14 protein-coding genes are annotated in these 15,661 nt (G+C 73.1%); 6 read left to right on the top strand and 8 right to left on the bottom strand.

The window, feature by feature from the left end; all coding sequences use genetic code 11:
• Positions 1–45: 45 nt before the first annotated feature.
• Complete coding sequence (locus GSY69_RS02720) at positions 46–2,184, bottom strand: exonuclease domain-containing protein (RefSeq protein WP_160952362.1); 2,139 nt, start codon at positions 2,182–2,184, stop codon at positions 46–48.
• 167 nt (positions 2,185–2,351) lie between these two features.
• On the opposite strand from GSY69_RS02720, the gene GSY69_RS02715 reads away from it, so the two are divergent.
• Together GSY69_RS02715 and GSY69_RS02710 are read left to right on the top strand one after the other, a co-directional pair.
• Positions 2,352–3,341 (top strand): amidohydrolase family protein, encoded by a 990-nt coding sequence (locus tag GSY69_RS02715; RefSeq protein WP_202410761.1) that lies wholly within the window; start codon positions 2,352–2,354, stop codon positions 3,339–3,341.
• Between the two features lie 294 nt (positions 3,342–3,635).
• Positions 3,636–4,382, top strand: coding sequence for a polyprenol monophosphomannose synthase (locus GSY69_RS02710; protein ID WP_328698734.1), 747 nt, complete (start codon positions 3,636–3,638; stop codon positions 4,380–4,382).
• A 416-nt stretch (positions 4,383–4,798) separates the two neighbouring features.
• Here the strand turns inward: GSY69_RS02710 and GSY69_RS02705 are convergent, their stop codons facing one another.
• Both GSY69_RS02705 and GSY69_RS02700 read right to left on the bottom strand, forming a co-directional pair.
• Entirely contained in the window at positions 4,799–5,140 is a 342-nt protein-coding gene (locus GSY69_RS02705) for an RNA polymerase-binding protein RbpA (RefSeq protein ID WP_160952361.1), read from the bottom strand.
• Positions 5,141–5,893: 753 nt separating this feature from the next.
• Positions 5,894–6,637 carry a glycerophosphodiester phosphodiesterase family protein gene (locus GSY69_RS02700; protein ID WP_160952360.1) on the bottom strand — a complete coding sequence of 248 codons (744 nt, stop codon included), beginning with the start codon at positions 6,635–6,637 and terminating at the stop codon, positions 5,894–5,896.
• A gap of 82 nt (positions 6,638–6,719) precedes the next feature.
• On the opposite strand from GSY69_RS02700, the gene GSY69_RS02695 reads away from it, so the two are divergent.
• The 3 genes from GSY69_RS02695 to GSY69_RS02685 all read left to right on the top strand — a co-directional run bounded on the left by GSY69_RS02695 (position 6,720) and on the right by GSY69_RS02685 (position 9,470).
• The gene (locus tag GSY69_RS02695; protein ID WP_160952359.1) at positions 6,720–7,097 is read left to right on the top strand and encodes a hypothetical protein; all 378 of its coding nucleotides are present in this window, start codon (positions 6,720–6,722) and stop codon (positions 7,095–7,097) included.
• Between the two features lie 493 nt (positions 7,098–7,590).
• Positions 7,591–8,340 (top strand): septal ring lytic transglycosylase RlpA family protein, encoded by a 750-nt coding sequence (locus GSY69_RS15095; protein WP_202410760.1) that lies wholly within the window; start codon positions 7,591–7,593, stop codon positions 8,338–8,340.
• 284 nt (positions 8,341–8,624) lie between these two features.
• Positions 8,625–9,470 (top strand): septal ring lytic transglycosylase RlpA family protein, encoded by an 846-nt coding sequence (locus GSY69_RS02685; RefSeq protein ID WP_328698733.1) that lies wholly within the window; start codon positions 8,625–8,627, stop codon positions 9,468–9,470.
• Between the two features lie 131 nt (positions 9,471–9,601).
• On the opposite strand, the gene GSY69_RS02680 is transcribed toward GSY69_RS02685, so the two are convergent.
• The 3 genes from GSY69_RS02680 to GSY69_RS02670 form a co-directional block, all read right to left on the bottom strand.
• Positions 9,602–10,117: a ferritin gene (locus GSY69_RS02680; RefSeq protein ID WP_160952358.1), complete on the bottom strand. Its 516-nt coding sequence runs from the start codon at positions 10,115–10,117 to the stop codon at positions 9,602–9,604.
• 431 nt (positions 10,118–10,548) lie between these two features.
• Positions 10,549–11,718: a pyridoxal-phosphate dependent enzyme gene (locus tag GSY69_RS02675; protein ID WP_160952357.1), complete on the bottom strand. Its 1,170-nt coding sequence runs from the start codon at positions 11,716–11,718 to the stop codon at positions 10,549–10,551.
• Entirely contained in the window at positions 11,715–12,998 is a 1,284-nt protein-coding gene (locus tag GSY69_RS02670; RefSeq protein ID WP_160952356.1) for a Zn-dependent hydrolase, read from the bottom strand. Before GSY69_RS02670 ends, GSY69_RS02675 begins: the two co-directional genes overlap by 4 nt.
• Positions 12,999–13,354: 356 nt before the next feature.
• Between GSY69_RS02670 and GSY69_RS02665 the strand changes: the two genes are divergently transcribed.
• The gene (locus GSY69_RS02665; RefSeq protein ID WP_160952355.1) at positions 13,355–13,828 is read left to right on the top strand and encodes an Hsp20/alpha crystallin family protein; all 474 of its coding nucleotides are present in this window, start codon (positions 13,355–13,357) and stop codon (positions 13,826–13,828) included.
• A 290-nt stretch (positions 13,829–14,118) separates the two neighbouring features.
• Here the strand turns inward: GSY69_RS02665 and GSY69_RS02660 are convergent, their stop codons facing one another.
• Positions 14,119–14,853, bottom strand: a complete 735-nt coding sequence (locus GSY69_RS02660) for a class I SAM-dependent methyltransferase (protein ID WP_160952354.1) — start codon at positions 14,851–14,853, stop codon at positions 14,119–14,121.
• A 12-nt stretch (positions 14,854–14,865) separates the two neighbouring features.
• On the bottom strand, positions 14,866–15,661 hold a 796-nt coding region (locus tag GSY69_RS02655), incomplete at its 5' end, for an endonuclease/exonuclease/phosphatase family protein (RefSeq protein WP_160952353.1).

Genomic DNA, 15,661 nt, shown 5'->3' with positions numbered 1-15,661 from the left:
CGCTCGCTGCGGCCGGTCCGGTGCTCGCTGCCCGGGACCCGGTGGTCACTCCTCGAACGGCCATGCGCGGCTCACGCGCGCCTGCGGGTCGCGCTTGGCGCGCAGATAGGCCTCGAGATCGGCGGCCTGCTCGGCCTTCCAGGCGATCTGGGCTGCGTGGACCGCCGCCGGGCTGAGCCCGCCGATCTCCGCGCTCGCCGCGCCGATGGCCAGGGCGATGGCCGCCGCGGCGGCCGCATCGGCATCGGCCGAGTGGGCGTCGACGAGCTCGACCCCCCAGCGCTCGGCGAGTGCCTGCAGGATGCGGGGCCCGCGCCGGTACTTCTCCGCGCGCCGGTCGAGCACGAGCGTGTCGACGATGGGCGGATGGACCTCGCGGACGGCGGGGCTGATGCCCAGGCGCTCGCATTCGGCCTGGAGCACGGTGAGGTCGTAGGCGATGTTGTGGCCGGCGAGCACCCCGCCCGCGGCAGTGATATCGGCGATGGCCGCGCACAGCTGCTCGACCACGGCCCGCCGGTCCATGCCCTCGGTGCGGGCGCGTTCGGTGCTGATCCCGTGCACCGCGGCGGCGGCCGCCGGGATCTCCACCCCGGGATCGGCCAGCCACGTGTAGGCCTCGCGCCTGGCGCCCCGGTCGAACTCGACGAGGGCGGCCGTGACGATGCGCGCGGTGCGGGGATCGACACCCGTCGTCTCGAGGTCGAAGCCCCACACGGGCCCCGCGGGCCAGCCGGGTTCGGTCCCGTCCTCAGCCTCGTTCGCAGCTGCGCCGCCTCTCCCGGTGCCCGCAGTGCCGATATCCGCAGCGCCGGCCTCCGCAGTGCCGGGCGCAGGCTCGCCCGCGGTCCCCGCGCCCACAGGGCTGGCAGCGTCGACCTCCGCAGTGCTTGCCGCAGACACGCCCCCGGTTTCCGTGCCCGCCGAACCGGCAGCGGCGCCATCCGTCGTGCCGGCCGCGGGCACACCCACGGTCCCCGTGCCCGCTGAGCCGGCAGCGGCGCTATCCGTCGTGCCGTCCGCAGCGGCGGTGTCCGTCTTGCCGCGGCCCACTGTGCCGGCCGCAGCGGCGCTGCCCGGTGATCCGTCGGCGGTTGCGTGCCCAGGCCCACCGGGAGCGCCGCCTGCTACTCCGTCCTCAGGTGCAGCCGGAAGCCCAGCGGCGGGGGAGGGGGCCGCTCCCGACCCAGGCCCTTCGACGTCGGATGAGGCGCCGGCGCCCGCGGCTGCGCCGCCGCGCGCACCGTGCTCCCGGCCGGCCGCGGACCAACCGCCCAGGGCAGCGCTGAGCCGGTCCGCGGCGGCAACGACACTGTGGGCGCGGCCCAGCTCCGCGAGCGCCGCGCGATCCAGGCGCTCGGGCACGTGGTCGGCGGCGGCGAGCCAGTCGCCCACGGGCAGGTCCTCCAGGCAGGCCATGACCGCCGCATTCGCGCGCACCGCCTCCTCGGACTCGAGCAGGGCGGCCCGGCGCTTAGGCGTCAGGCCGCCGTCGGCCGAGCCCGCGCGCGCGGCGGCGAAGACCCCGTCCAGACTGCCGTGGGCCGCGAGCAGGCGCGCGGCGGTCTTCTCCCCGATCCCGGGGGCACCGGCGAGTCCGTCGGAGGGGTCCCCGCGCAGCGCGGCGAGCTCCCGGTAGAGCTCCGGGCCCGCAACCCCGTAGAGCGCGGGCAGATCGGCCGCGGCGGTGACCTCCCACTCGCCCTTGGGGCGGGGCCGGCGCAGCACCACGCGCTCACCGTCGAGCAGGGCCAACAGGTCGCGGTCGGGGGAGACGATGGTCACGGGGCCGGGGACCTGCGCCGCGAGGGAGGCGATGACGTCGTCGGCCTCGGTGCCCGGCACCTCAGCGATGGGGATGCCGGCCGCGGTGAGCGCGCGCCGGATGATCGGCAGCTGGGGCGCCAGCTCCTCGGGGGTCTCCGTGCCGGCGGCCTCATCGCGCACGCGCTGGGCCTTGTACTCCGGCACGAGGGCCGTGCGGAACGCCGGGCGCCAGTCTGCGTCGAAGGCGGCGATGACCCGCGGGCGGGGGAGTTCGGCGCACAGCGCGGCGACCGTGTCGAGCAGCCCGCGCACCGCGTTGACCGGCGTGCCGGCGGCATCGCGCAGCGAGGTGGGCAGGGCGTAGAAGGCCCGGTAGTACAGGGCCGGCGTGTCGAGGACGAGCAGCGCTTCTCTCACGCCGGGAAGCCTATACCGCGGCACGGACGCGGCACCGGGCAGCAGCGCCCCGATCCGGCGCGGGCGGCGCGCCCGTCCGGCTCCGCTGCGCCCGCTTCGCACTCACCCCCGTGCCCTATCGCGGGGCGCGGACGCTCCGGTGGGATACCAGTGGGATACTGGGCGACGTGATTCCCACGGAGAAGACTGAGCAGGATCCCGCCGTCACGGTGCTCGCCGGCGGCGATGTCTATTCGAGCGCCGATCCCTTCGCCACCGCGATCGCCTTCGAGGGGCCCATCGTGTCGTGGGTGGGCTCCGACGAGGCGGCGGGCACGCTGGGCGCGCCCGTGCAGGACCTGGAGGGCGATTTCGTCGCCCCCGCGTTCGTCGATGCGGGTCTCGACCTGCGCGTCTCCGCCCCGGAGCCGGAGGCCCTCGTGGCCGCCGGGATCGCCGGTGTGCACGCGATCGGTACGGCCGCAGCCCTCGCGGCGTTCGAGGCGCGAGCCGGGCGGCTGGCGGTCCTCGGCTACGCCCTCGATGCGCAGGAGGGCCCCGCCGCGCGCAGCGCGGCGCAGCTCGCGGACGGCCAGCGGCCGCCGGGCGCGCTCTGCGTGCTCGTGGAATCGGAGGCCGACGAGGCCGCGCTCGCAGCGCTGCTCAACGATGCGGGAGCCGTCGCACACGCGCAGCGCTCCGGCTGGCGGCTGCGCTTCGGCCGGCGCGTGCCGGAGGCGCTGTGCGAGCGGCTGGGTGCGGCCGGCATCGCGCTGACGGTCGATCCGAGCGCCGAGCAGCCGCTGGCAGGACTCCTGGCGGCCGGTGCCCAGGTGAGCTTCGCACTCGATCCAGCCGCCCCGTGGCGCAGCATCCGCGCGGCCGTCTGGGACCGCGCCGGGGGGATCTCCGGACGCGCGGCGTTCAACTGCGCGACGCGGTTCGCCCACCGCGCCGCCGGCCGCTTCGAGGCCGGTGTGCTCGCACCGGGTGCCGCGGCCACCGCGGTGCGCTGGCGCGCTGATCGGCTGGTCGTGCAGGTCTCCGATGACCGCGTGGCGGCCTGGAGCACGGACCCGCGCTCCGGCACTCCCGGGCTGCCGGACCTCGGCGACCCGGAGCGGCTGCCCACGGTGCGCGAGGTGTGGGTCGACGGGGTGAGCGCGGCCCTCGGCTGAGCGCGACGCGCCGAGGCGCACACTTTTCCCACCGCTGCGCCGGTCCGAAAATCACCCTCGTGACCTGCAACGATGCACAGATCCCCTGGTGAGGGCGATTTGTCGCGGGGACACCGCGTTGCTAGATTCTCAATCGGTCCGCTCAGCGGATGCGCCCCGGGCGCAGGCCTTAGAAAACGCGTGTCAGCACGCGGTCCGAAGCCTGTCGGCCCGGGGCGCTTTGCCGTCTCACGGGCCCGCGAACGGGGTCCGCGCGCTCGGCCCGCGGCCGCGATCGTCGGCTAGGGTGGACGGGTGACTGACGCCCCCCTCATCGTGATTCCGACCTACAACGAGCGCGAATCGCTGCCGCGCACGATCGCCGCCGTGCACCGCTTCGTGCCCGCGGCCCATGTCCTCGTCGTCGACGACGGGTCGCCGGACGGCACCGCCGACTGGACTGCGGAGCAGGCCGAGCACGATGAGCGCATCCACCTGCTGCGCCGCACCGAGAAGAACGGCCTGGGTGCGGCGTATCTCGCCGGCTTCGCCTGGGCGCTCGAGCGGGACTACCCCGTCATCTGCGAGATGGATGCCGACGGCTCGCACCGCGGCCGCGACCTGCCCCAGCTGCTGGCGGCCATCGCGGACGGAGCCGATCTGGCGATCGGCGCGCGCTGGGTGCCCGGGGGAGCGGTGGTGAACTGGCCGCTCAACCGCCAGCTGCTCTCGCGCGGTGCGAACGTCTATGTGAATGCCGCGATCGGCCTGGGCGTCCACGATGCGACGGCGGGCTTCCGCGCCTATCGGCGGGAGGTGCTTTCCGCCATCGACCTGCAGGCGGTGCGCTCGCAGGGCTACGGGTTCCAGATCGACCTCACCCTGCGCACGGCGCGCGCCGGGTTCGCCATCGCCGAGGTGCCGATCGTCTTCGTCGAGCGCGAATACGGCGAGTCGAAGATGTCGGGCAACATCATCCAGGAGGCGTTCGTCAACGTCGCCAAGTGGGGCGCCGCTGAGCGGGCACGCCGCGTGCGCGCCGCGCTCGCGCGCCGCAGCTGAGGGGCCGGGGCCATCGCGGCGCGGCACGCCGGGCCCTGTGCGGCGCCCCTCACGTCAGCACGCCGCCCCTGCAACCACACAGCGCCCCCGAAACCACACGGCGCCTTGGGAACCGCACGACGCCTTGGGAACCGCACGGCGCCCGTCCACCGCCCAGCGCCCGTGGACAGCGCCCTTGGAACGGGAACGACGCGGCGGCATTGAAACGGCACGGCGGTCTCGATAAGACACAACGCCCGTGAAACGACACCACGCCCTTGAACCGACACACCGCCGTTGAAACAGCACAGCGCAGCGTGATGTCCCGCTGCGCTGTGTGATTGCCGGTGCCGAGCGCTGTGGTCGCGGGTGTCGCGCGCTCGAGGTGCCCGGAAGAGCTCCGGTCCGCGTGAGCCGGTAGGCCTGCTCGGCCCGGTTCAGACCTCCGGGGCCTTCTCGCCGCGGCGCACGGCCAGGCGCTCATCGAGGAGGACCTGGAGCTCTTCGAGGGAGCGGCGCTCGAGCAGCATGTCCCAGTGGGTGCGGCCCTGCTTCTCCGTCGTCTCGGCGGCCTCGCCGCCGCCCACGCGCTTGCCCAGGCCGTGCGTGCCCGACTCCCACGTCGCCGGCACCTCGGCCTCGACGGAGAAGGGAACGGTGAAGGTGAAGCCGTCCTCGCACGCGTACTCGACCAGCTGGCGCGGCGCCGGCTCGACGCCCACCTCCGATTCGAGGCTGCGGGATCCGAGCTGGGTGCCGCGAAGACTGCGCTCGCTCATGGTGGGGCCACCTTCCACTGTCGACGTTGGGGGCTGCTGGGCGACACAACAGTCTATCGGGTCCCGTCATTCCCGGCGAACCCGCGAATGCCACGGCACCGCGCACGAACGCCGCGCCTGCGAGCACGAATGCCACGGCACCGAGCAACCACCACCGCTCTTGCGAGCCCCAGCGCCGCAGCGCCGCACGCGCTCAGCGCCACCGCGGCGCCGCTGAGCGCGTGCGGCACGGTTCCGAGTGCGCGTGGAGTGAACCCGTCCGCTCCGTCGGGGACGCGCAGGCCTGGGGCGATCCGGTGTGTGGACTGCGGTCGGGGAGACGCCGGGCAGCGGCAGCGCGGGCGGCGGCTATACAGTCGGCGCAACAAGGGGCTCCTACGTCTCATTCCCGCTCAGGCTCGGCCCGCGGCTGCGCAGTCTCAGCGCTGCGGTCTGCGGATACGCCCTCGGGTGGCTGCCGGCTGAGCGTCTGGCCTGACGCATGTGCCCTTGCGCGTGCCTTGCCCGGGATGTGCGCACGCCCACGCGCGCGCATGCGCCTGCCACGAAGGAGCGCGCCTGTGACGAACTGTGCCTGCATTCATGCGTTGACGAGTCCCGTGCCCCGCACGCGCCCGGGGCGGCACGAGCGCAGACTCGGGGGAGAGGCCCTGCAGACGGCAGTGGAGAGCCACTTCCCCCGCCAGTGGCAGCGCGCGAGAGGGTGGGAGAGCGTCGGGCATTCGCCTCTGGGTGCGGGACTGCGGGCAATGATCAGTGCGGCCGCGGACCCCGGGCGAACGCGCGCAGTCCCAGCTCGACATCGTCGGTGACGATCGCATCGACCCCCAGCGCCGCCAGCCGCTCCATCTGGGCGGCAGCGTTGACGGTCCAGACGTGCACCTGGCGACCGGTCCGGTGGGCCGCAGCGATGAGGCGGGGCGTGACGACGCGGATTCCCGCCCGGGCTTCGGGGACCTGCAGGCAGTCGATGCGCTCGTCGAGCGCGCGCATCCCACCGGCTGCGGCCAGCGCGATCTCCCCAGTTCCCGCCGAGGTCCGGACGCCGGGCACGGCCGCGCGCAGGCGGCGCAGGCGCCGGGCGCTGAATGACGCGAGCCGCAGGCGCTTGCGCAGCCGGGGCTCGCGCGCCAGGCGGATCATGGGCTCCGTGCCGGAGTCGGCCTTGACGTCGACGTTGAAGCTCAGCGTTGGCGCCGTCTCGAGCACGTCCACCAGCCGGGGCACGCGCGAGCCGTCGAGCAGGCGCAGCCGGTCAAGGCGGGCCGAGGAGAGCTGCTCGATGCGCGCCGCGACGCCCGCCGTGCGCTTAAGCGAGGGGTCGTGCACGGCGTAGAGCACCCCATCGGCGGACGCGTGGACGTCGGTCTCGGCCCACTGAAGACCGGCCTGCGCGGCGCGCTCGAACGCCGCGAGCGAATTCTCCTCGCAATCGGGCCACAGCCCGCCGCGGTGCGCGATGACGGCGGCGGACGCGGCGGCCGGTAAGGGGATCATGGCAGCCACGCTACCCAATTCCAGCCGGTCTTCGCGGCGCGGCTGTGTTGCCCGTCACGGCCCCGCCGTGGACAATCGGAGCATGACACAGCGCGAGGATCCCGTTGAGCCCACCCAGGTCTACGATGCGTCGCGGCCCGGCACCCGCGAGCGCGCCCGGCGCGCGGCCTCCTGGCTGCGCACGAACTCGGAGTCCGCGTACCGGCGGGCCGATGAGCGCACCCGCGGCCTGCGGGCCAACGGTCGCCAGCTGGGGGAGCGGGTGAGCCGGGTGGCTGCCGACGCGGCGCGCACCGGCGGCCCCATCGACCGCACCGAGGAGCGCATCAACGGTGCGCTGTCGAGCGTCAGCCGGCAGATCGACGGTCGCGCCGAGCAGGCTGCCGGGTTCATCCGCACGGGCGTGACCCGTTCCGCCGCCGCCACGCGTCGCCTGCTGCGCGGCCGCAGCGGCCGCTGACCGATTCCTCAGGAGATCCGCTGGGCTTCCAGTCCGACGGCCCCCGTTGGCGAACCGGGGCTGATGCCCTCGCTCGCTGCGCAGGCGCACCCCGGAGTTGCGACTTCCCGACGGTCAGCGCCCCCTGGTACTCAGCGCTCGTGTAACTCAGCACCCCGCCAGGGGCGCAGGCCGTCCGGTGGCTCCGCCTGACGAGGGACGCCATACCGAGGCGCGGATTGCCCGCCCGTGAGTTCTTTCCGGCTTCGCAGCGCTGAGCCCGCGCAGCACTGTCCTCGCACGACTGCCCTGTTTTCGCAGGACTGCGCCGGGCCACGTGGGACCCTCCCGGCCGAGGGGCACGCGACCGCGCCGTGATCGCGCGCGCGTGGGCGGTGCCACCCGCTCCACAACCGGGTCCACAACCGGGCCGAATGAATTGGCGCGCGGCCGGTTTGTTATCTATGCTGTGGTCTGATAACAAGTCGGTCACGGGATCGTGAAGGAAACATCTGTGGGCAAGCACTCCTCTCCAAAGGCCTCCGGGCGCCGCAGCGCCGCGGGCCTCCTCGCCGGCCTCACCACGCGCAGCGCCGGACGCCACTCGGCAGCCGCCGCGCCGCATGCCACCGCCGCCGAGGTCCTCGAGGCCAACCGGCGCGGACCGGTCATGGCCGCCATCGCGATCCCCACCGCGGCCGCCGCCGCCGTCATGGTCGCCGGCGCCGTGAACATGCCCAGCGGTGCGGAGGTCTCCGCGGAGACCGCGCCCGTCACCGCCCCCGCCGCGACCCTGCCCGATGCGCAGCCCGCGGCCCAGGCCGATGCCAAGGCGCTGCGCACCGCGCAGAAGCAGGGCGGCAGCGCCTCGCACCTCACCGGCCACCTCGCCACCCCCAAGCCCAAGCCCACGGCGAAGCCCGCGAAGGACTCCGGCTACTCGGGTCCGAAGAACTCGAAGGCATCCGGCCAGGGCGGCACGTGCGAGGCCTCGATGTACGGCAACGGCGACGGCACGGACGGCGGCCCGACCGCTTCGGGGGAGACCTTCCACGCCAACGCCATGACCGCCGCGCACAAGACCCTGCCGCTCGGCAGCGTCGTTAAGGTCACGAACAAGTCGAACGGCAAGTCCGCGACGGTGCGCATCAACGACCGCGGCCCCTACATCAGCGGGCGCTGCCTCGACCTCTCGGTCGCCGCGATGAAGGCCGTCGGCGGCTACAGCGCCGGCACGATCAACGTGAGCTACAAGGTCCTCTGACCTCACCCGCCGCAGCGGCGGCCGCGACACCCCCACGGGCCCCAGCCGACCGGCTGGGGCCCGTTGCTGTCTCCGCACACCCCGCGCACGGCCACTCCAGAGCCCGGGGACCCAGCTCTGGGGTGGTGGCGCGTCGTGGAGCAGTCGACCATCCCAGACTCGAAGTACCCGTGATTGTGACAAATTCGACGTCATCTCACCGCTATTCGGGTAGATATCTAACGTTTCGTTACCTAGGCTGGGCGACTGTTACACAATGATCACAAGAACGTGAAGGAGTTCGGGTGGGCAAGCACGCAGCGCAGGACGATCCCCAGCACAACGGCATCGGGGGTCTCTTCACTCGGCGCCGCGCCGGGCGGCACGCAGACCAGGACGCCTCGGCGGCAACCATTCTCCGCGAGAACCGCCGCACCCCGGTCATGGCGGCGATCGCAATCCCCACGGCCGCGATCGCCGCACTGGGCGTGGCTGGCGCCGTGAATGCCGCCCCCAGCGGCGACGACTCCGCGGCCGTTGCGCCGGAGCAGGCGGCCGCCGCGAGCGCCGCGCAGGCTCCGAAAGCGCAGGATACCGCGGATGCGGCCGCGCAGAAGGCGCAGCAGAAGGCCAAGGACAGCGGCAAGGCCGCCGGCGTCTCCGGCACGCTCACCACGCCGGAGCCCAAGCCGACCCCGAGCACCTCGGCTGCCCGGACCACCGCCTCGAAGTCCGCCGCGAGCGATTCCGCGAAGGGGACATCGAGCAGCTCGGCGAAGAAGTCGTCGAAGAAGAAGTCGTCGAAGTCCTCCTCATCCGGCTCCTCGAGCGAGTCGTACAAGAAGAACTCCAAGGCGTCCGGCCAGGGCGGCACCTGCAAGGCGTCGACCTACGGCGAGGGCGACGGCACGGCCGGCGGCCCGACGGCATCGGGGGAGCGGTTCAACCCCAGCAAGCTGACGGCGGCGCACAAGAGCCTGCCGATGAACAGCAAGGTCAAGGTGACGAACAAGTCCAACGGCAAGACCGTGACGGTGCGCATCAACGACCGCGGGCCCTACATCAGCGGGCGCTGCCTGGATCTCTCCACCGCCGCCATGAACAAGATCGGCGGCGACGGCGTGGCGAAGGTGTCCTACAAGGTCCTCTGAGCCGCCGCTGCTCTTCGCCCAGCACTGAGGCCCCCGGCATGCGCCGGGGGCCTCAGCTGTCTGCGGCTCCCTGTGCTGGAGCCCCAGGGGCACTGCGCGGGACGCGCACACGCGCGCCCCGCGGGCCGGGATCACTCGCTGTCGGCGGCGATCTCCGGAGTGCGCGAGCCCAGCTCGGAATCGATGCGCAGGATGCCCGAGCCGTCCTCGCCCACGAGCGCGAGGTGCGAGATGATCTCGTCGACCGTCGACTCCTCCTCGACCTGCTCGTCGACGAACCAGTTGAGCAGCGGAATGACGTCGAGATCCGTCTCCGCCTGCGCGAGCCGGTAGAGCTCGCGGATAGACTCCGAGACCTTCTGCTCGTGCGCGAGGGCAGCGCGGAAGAGGTCGATCGGCTTCTTGCCGGACAGGTCGGACACGGAGATCGTGCCGATCTGCGGCGCCGAGTCGCGATCGATGCAGTGCGCGATGAACTTGTGGGCGTGGACGAGCTCCTCTTCGGACTGCGCGCGCATCCACGCGCCCATTCCGTTGAGGTCCTGGTCCTCGAGCTCGATGGCGAGCTGGAGGTAGACCATCGAGGCGGTCAGCTCGAGGGTGACCTGGTCGCTCAGTGCCTTGGCCATGGTGTCGGACAGACGCATGTCGGAGTCCTTTCGGAAGAGGGTGGGCCGCGCGCCGTGCGCGGACCCGGCGGTCGCCACCCATGCTAATTGGACTCGTTCCAGTTCGCATGCATGGTGAGGCTGGCCTGGGATTGGAACGAGTCAAGACTGGGGCCGAGTCGCACCGGGGGCCGGAAGTCACGCGAGGGGCGCACCGGTGAGTGCGAATCGGACGGTGAGTAGCCCGGGGCGACCGAGCGTGCCCCGAGACGAGCGAGCGAATCCGAGCAAGTCTGCAAAGCGCCGACGCCGAGCGCGGATCGCCGCCGGTGCGCAGGCAGGGGACGCGTGCATCAGACGGGAGGCGCAGTTTGCGCGCGTGCATCGGTGGTGCGATGCGGTGCTCGGCGCCGCTCATGGGACGGACCAGGTGATGCTGTCCGCTTAGCCGATAATATACATTATGTTAACTAAACGGAGATGCCTGCCGCGGGCAGTGGGTTCGCGGCCCTTCCCTCCGTGTTGATGAGCAGGATGTTCGCACCGTCGGCCAGCATGCCGCGCTCCCGCAGCAGGCGCACACCCGCCAGCGATGCCGCGCCGCACGGGCCGGAGTCCACACCGTGCGCCTCGAGGTCGCGGACGGCCCGCGTCACCGCGGCGTCCGGGACGACCGCGCTGAGGTCCACGCCGTCGCGCAGCGCCGGCCACGATGCCGCCGCCACCGTCCCGCAGTTGAGCCCGGCCATGATCGTGTTCCCCGTCTGCACCGTGACGGGCTGACCGGCCAGCAGCGAGGCGAACAGGCTGGGCGCGGCGGACGGTTCGACGGCGAGGATATGCGGAGCGGCGTCCGAGGCGCCCGCGGTGCCCGAGGCGAACCCCCCGGAGCGGGTGAAGCGGACGACGGCCTCGGCGAATGCGCCCACACCGGTGGGCGCGGTCACGAGCGTGGGCGCGGGCGCTCCGGCTTCGCGCAGCTGCGCCGCGGCCTCCTCGAGGACCGAGCCGTAGCCCTCCACGATCCAGGCGGGCACCTCCTCATAGCCCTCCCAGGACGTGTCCTGGATGAGCAGCGACCCACTGCCGCGGCTCTCCTCGGCGGCGCGGGCGACCGCGGCATCGTAGGAGCCGCCCAGCGGCACGATCTCGGCGTCCTCCGCGCGGATGCCATCGACGGCGGCCTCGGAGACTCCCCCGGGCAGGAAGATGCGCGCGGGCAGTCCGACGAGCGCGCCGGTGCGCGCCACCGCCCGGCCGTGGTTGCCGTCCGTGGCCGCCACGAGCTCGCGCACCCCCGTCTCCGGGAGCCGGGCTGCGATCTCGCTCAGCGGCAGGGCGCTCTCCCCGACCCCCAGGCGCGCCGAGAGCGCACGGGCAACCGCGTGCGCGGCCCCGAGCATCTTGAATGCCGGCAGCCCGTACCGGTGCGCCTCCTCCTTGACCCACACGCGGGCAGCACCCAGTTCCCGGGCCAGCGCGGGCAGTTCGACGAGGCGGGTGGGCGCGTAGCCCGGAATCGAGCGGTGGAAGTCCAGGACGTGGGCCGGTTCGTCGCTCCGCCAGTCTCGGGCGGCGGGGCGCGAGCGGATCGCAAACTCCGTCTCGGCGCCCGGCAGCGGATGGTCCTGCGCGCTCATCGCGTACCCTCCTGTGCAAGGCGGGCAATCGTGTTGAGCAGCGTGGAGGCCCCGGCCGCGCAGTCCTCCGGGGTGGAGTACTCGCGCGGACTGTGGCTGATTCCGTCGTATTGGCCGCGTACGAAGACCATGGCGGTGGGGGCCAGTGCAGCGATCTCCTGGGCGTCGTGGCCCGCGCCGGACATGAGCCGCGGGGCGGCATGGCCCAGATCGGCGGCGGCCTTCTCGATGGTGTCCTGAATGTCTGCGGAGAACGGAACCGGGGAGGTCCGGGCCATCCGAGCGGTCTCGACGCCCAGCCCCGGCTGTGAAGACGGCAGGGAGTCGAGGAACCCCGCGAGCTCGCGTTCGGCCGCCTCCACGTCCTGATCGTCGGGGTTGCGCAAGTCGACGGTGAGCTCCGCACAGTCGGGGACGACGCTCGGCAGCCCGGGGTGAGCGCTCAGACATCCCACCGTGCCCCGCAGGCGGCCGAACCGGCCGGAATCGACCATCTCGCGGACCTTGACGACGATCTGGGCGGCGGCGAGCCCTGCGTCGGCGCGCAGCTGCGTGGGTGTCGTGCCCGCGTGGGCCGCGCGCCCGTGGATCGTCACCCGCTGCCACGAAATCGCCTGGACTCCGGTGACGACCCCCAGCGCAGCGCCGCTGTGCTGGAGGACGGGGCCCTGTTCGATGTGGCACTCGACGTAGGCGTGCGGCGGGTCAAGGAGTGCCGGCCCCTTCCCCGCAAAGCCGATCCGGCGCAGCTCGTCGCCGAACGCGCGCCCCTCCGCGTCTGTGAGGCCATGCGCGGTCGCCAGCTCGATGCGCCCCGCCGCCACCGCGGAGCCGAGCATGTCGGTGCCGAACCGCACGCCCTCCTCTTCGGTGGAGGCGGCGATGACGATGGGCCGCTCGGTGACGATGCCGCTGTCGTTGAGGGTGCGGACCGCTTCGATGCCCGACAGGACCCCCAGGCAGCCGTCGAACGCGCCGGCGGTTCCGACGGAGTCGATGTGCGAACCCGCCATGACCGGAGCGAGATCGTCGCGGCGCCCAGGGCGCCGGCCGAAGATCGAGCCCATGGGGTCGATCGACACCTCGAGGCCCGCCGCTTCCATCCACCCGACCACGAGGCGGCGGCCGGCCGCGTCCTCGTCGGTCGGCGACTGCCGGTTGACTCCCCACAGCCCGGTGGGCTCGTCCTCATACGCGCCGATCCGCGCGAGCTCCATGAGGTCGGACCACAGGCGATCGCCGTCGATGCGGAGAACGGGTGGTTCGAGGGCGCTGTCCATGCGAGGGCCTTTCCGGGAGGCGGGCCGGGCGAGTGCCCGAGCGTCGTGGGACCCACATTACGAAGGCCGTGACCGGTAAGTCGAGCGAATGTTTCTCACGATAACCATTCACCGTTACTACACAGTCTGTGCGCTGCGCCGACCGCCCGCGCCAGCGGACGTGCAGGGCCCCCAGGGGCCAGCGCGAGTCCGCGCCCCCGTCGCGGAGGAAGACCACTCCTCCCCGGCCCTCCCCGATCCCGACTCTCAACTTTCTGCCAGCTTCATTCCACCCGTTTTCCAGCTGAACGGGAATGATCGCCAAGTTGAGTGTGTTGGACTCAATGTAACGACCTGTTCCGACGAAAGGACACATCATGGCCCCGAAGTTCGAGCCCCTGCGCGACATCGACCGCTTCATCACCGAGGTGGCCCGCAGCTCGCAGTCCGCGGCGCTGCCGATGGACCTCTACCGCGACGGCGAGGTGTTCATCGCCCGCATCGACATGCCCGGCGTCGATCCCTCGAGCATCGACGTCGACGTCGAGGACCGCACCCTCACGGTGCGCAGCGAGCGCCAGCCCGTCAGCGCCGAGGGCGTCCAGTGGCTCACCCGCGAGCGCCCCACGGGGACGTTCGCCCGCCAGCTGACGCTCGGCAGCCGCGTCGCGCTCGACAAGATCTCCGCGGACTTCAGCGACGGCGTCCTCACGCTCACCATCCCGGTGTCCGAGGAGGCCAAGCCGCGCAAGATCGCCGTGCAGCACCAGGCCGGCCGCACGGAGAACTCCGTGAGCTCGACCGCCACGTCCGCACCGCAGCACAAGGACGCATCAGGCACCGAGTCCTGAGCCGCACCCGCGAAACGAGGCCGCAGCCCGCTTGAGCTGCGGCCTCGTCGCGTCCGGGGCACTCCACGCCGACCGGGGTGCCCCGGCGATTGGGCCTCCTGCCTTCCGAACCGGCTGCTTCCGCTGGACCGGAAGGCAGAAGGCCCAATCGGCCGCATCCCCCACGAGGCTGACCACCGCCCAGTCGGCGAGCGGCACCCAAACCGGGCGCCACTCGGACTCATCCCCAGCTGCCCCGCTCACCCGACCCGAAGCCCGGCGGCGATCCCTCCCCGAAGCTCCGCAGCCGGCTAGCTTCGGGGCCGCGCCACGGCGAGCAGGCACAGATACGGCAGCCCGAAGGGCTCGGGCATGGGATGCTCCCGGCCCAGGAAGTCGCGGATGTTGCCCGCCACCCGCGCCCGGGTGGCCTCGTCGGAGCGCAGCCAGTACGAGCGCGTCGCGGCCAGCTCCACGGCGCGCTCCACCGACATCTCCTGGCGGAACTCCACCACCTCGACGGAGCTGGGCCCGAACCCGGGCAGCTCCGGGCGCCAGGAGGGGCGGTAGACGTCGCCCGCGTGCATGATGCGGCTCAGGCGCAGCACCCAGTCGAGGCGCACGTCGAGCTGGTTGACGACGATCGCCGTCGCTCCCCCGGGCACCAACGCGCGCCGCAGCTCGGCCGCCGCACTCGGCGCGTCGAACCAGTGCCAGGCCTGGGCCGCCGTCGCCAGCCCGAACGCGCCCGAGGCCACGGGCAGGGCCTCCGCGGTGCCGAGCAGCCCCGGCACAGGATTGCGGGCGAGGGCCGCCCGGTCGGGATCCACGGCCGTTACCTCGCAGCCCCGCGCGGCCAGGCCCGCGCTGAGCTTGCCCGTGCCGGCGCCCACGTCGAGCACCGGACGGCCCGCGGCCAGGTCGACCAACCGCGTGAGCGCCTCGGCGGGATAGCCCGGGCGCACGGCATCGTAGGCGGCGGCGTCCGCACCGAAGCCGCGGCCGTAGGCGCGCTTGGCCTGGGGCGAGAGTCGGGGGTGGTCCACTCCCCCATTCAATCAGCCGCGCCGGTCGTAGACGATCGCGAGCCCCCGGTGATCGCTGCCCGCGATGTCGAACAGCTCGCCGGAGACAGCCGCGAAGGCGCGCCCGTCGTAGAGCTGGTGGTCGATGCGCGCGCCCAGGGCCGCCGGCAGATCGGCCGGCCACGAGCCCAGGCCACCCATCCGCAGCCGGGTGCCCGCGTCGGCGCAGCCGTTGCGCTCGCGCAGCACCGCGCTGTCGACTGAGGCGTTGAAGTCCCCCGCCACGATCGTGCCGGCCGCGCAGAGCCCGACGGCCGCGCGGACGGTGCGCGCCCACGCCCGTTGGACGGGCGCCCGCTCCACCGGTGCGGCGGTGTGGATGGAGAACAGCGTGCCCGCGTCCGTGGCGAATCCCGCGGCGGCCGTGGGCAGGGGCCCCTCGACGGCGCGCGGGTGCAGGCCGCGGCGCACCGCGAGGATCGTGTCCGGGGCGTCCGGGTCCTGCCCGGTCGGGGCGGAGAGCGCGAACTCGGCGCCGAGCCCCACCGCCGCGAGCTCGCGCTCGAGCTGCCCGCGGTGTGCCTCCTGCAGGGCGATCGCGTCCGCGCCCGCCCGGCGGGCGGCGGCGATGACGGAGCCGTAGCTGCGGTTGCTCAGCAGCACATTGGCATCGACGACGACGAGGCGCTCGCGGGCCACAGCGCCGGTGGCACCCGTGCGGCCCATCCCCCGGGCGGCCACCGCGGCGCCCACCGCCGCGGCGAAGACGGCAAGGCCCACACCGCCCGCCAGGAGCGCCGAGGCCCACCGCAGCTGGCGGCGCCGGCGC

This window comes from Brevibacterium rongguiense, from assembly GCF_009857845.1.
GTDB lineage: Bacteria > Actinomycetota > Actinomycetes > Actinomycetales > Brevibacteriaceae > Brevibacterium > Brevibacterium rongguiense.
The sequence above is the reverse complement of the archived record's forward strand: the minus strand, read 5'-3'. Positions and strand labels throughout refer to the sequence as shown.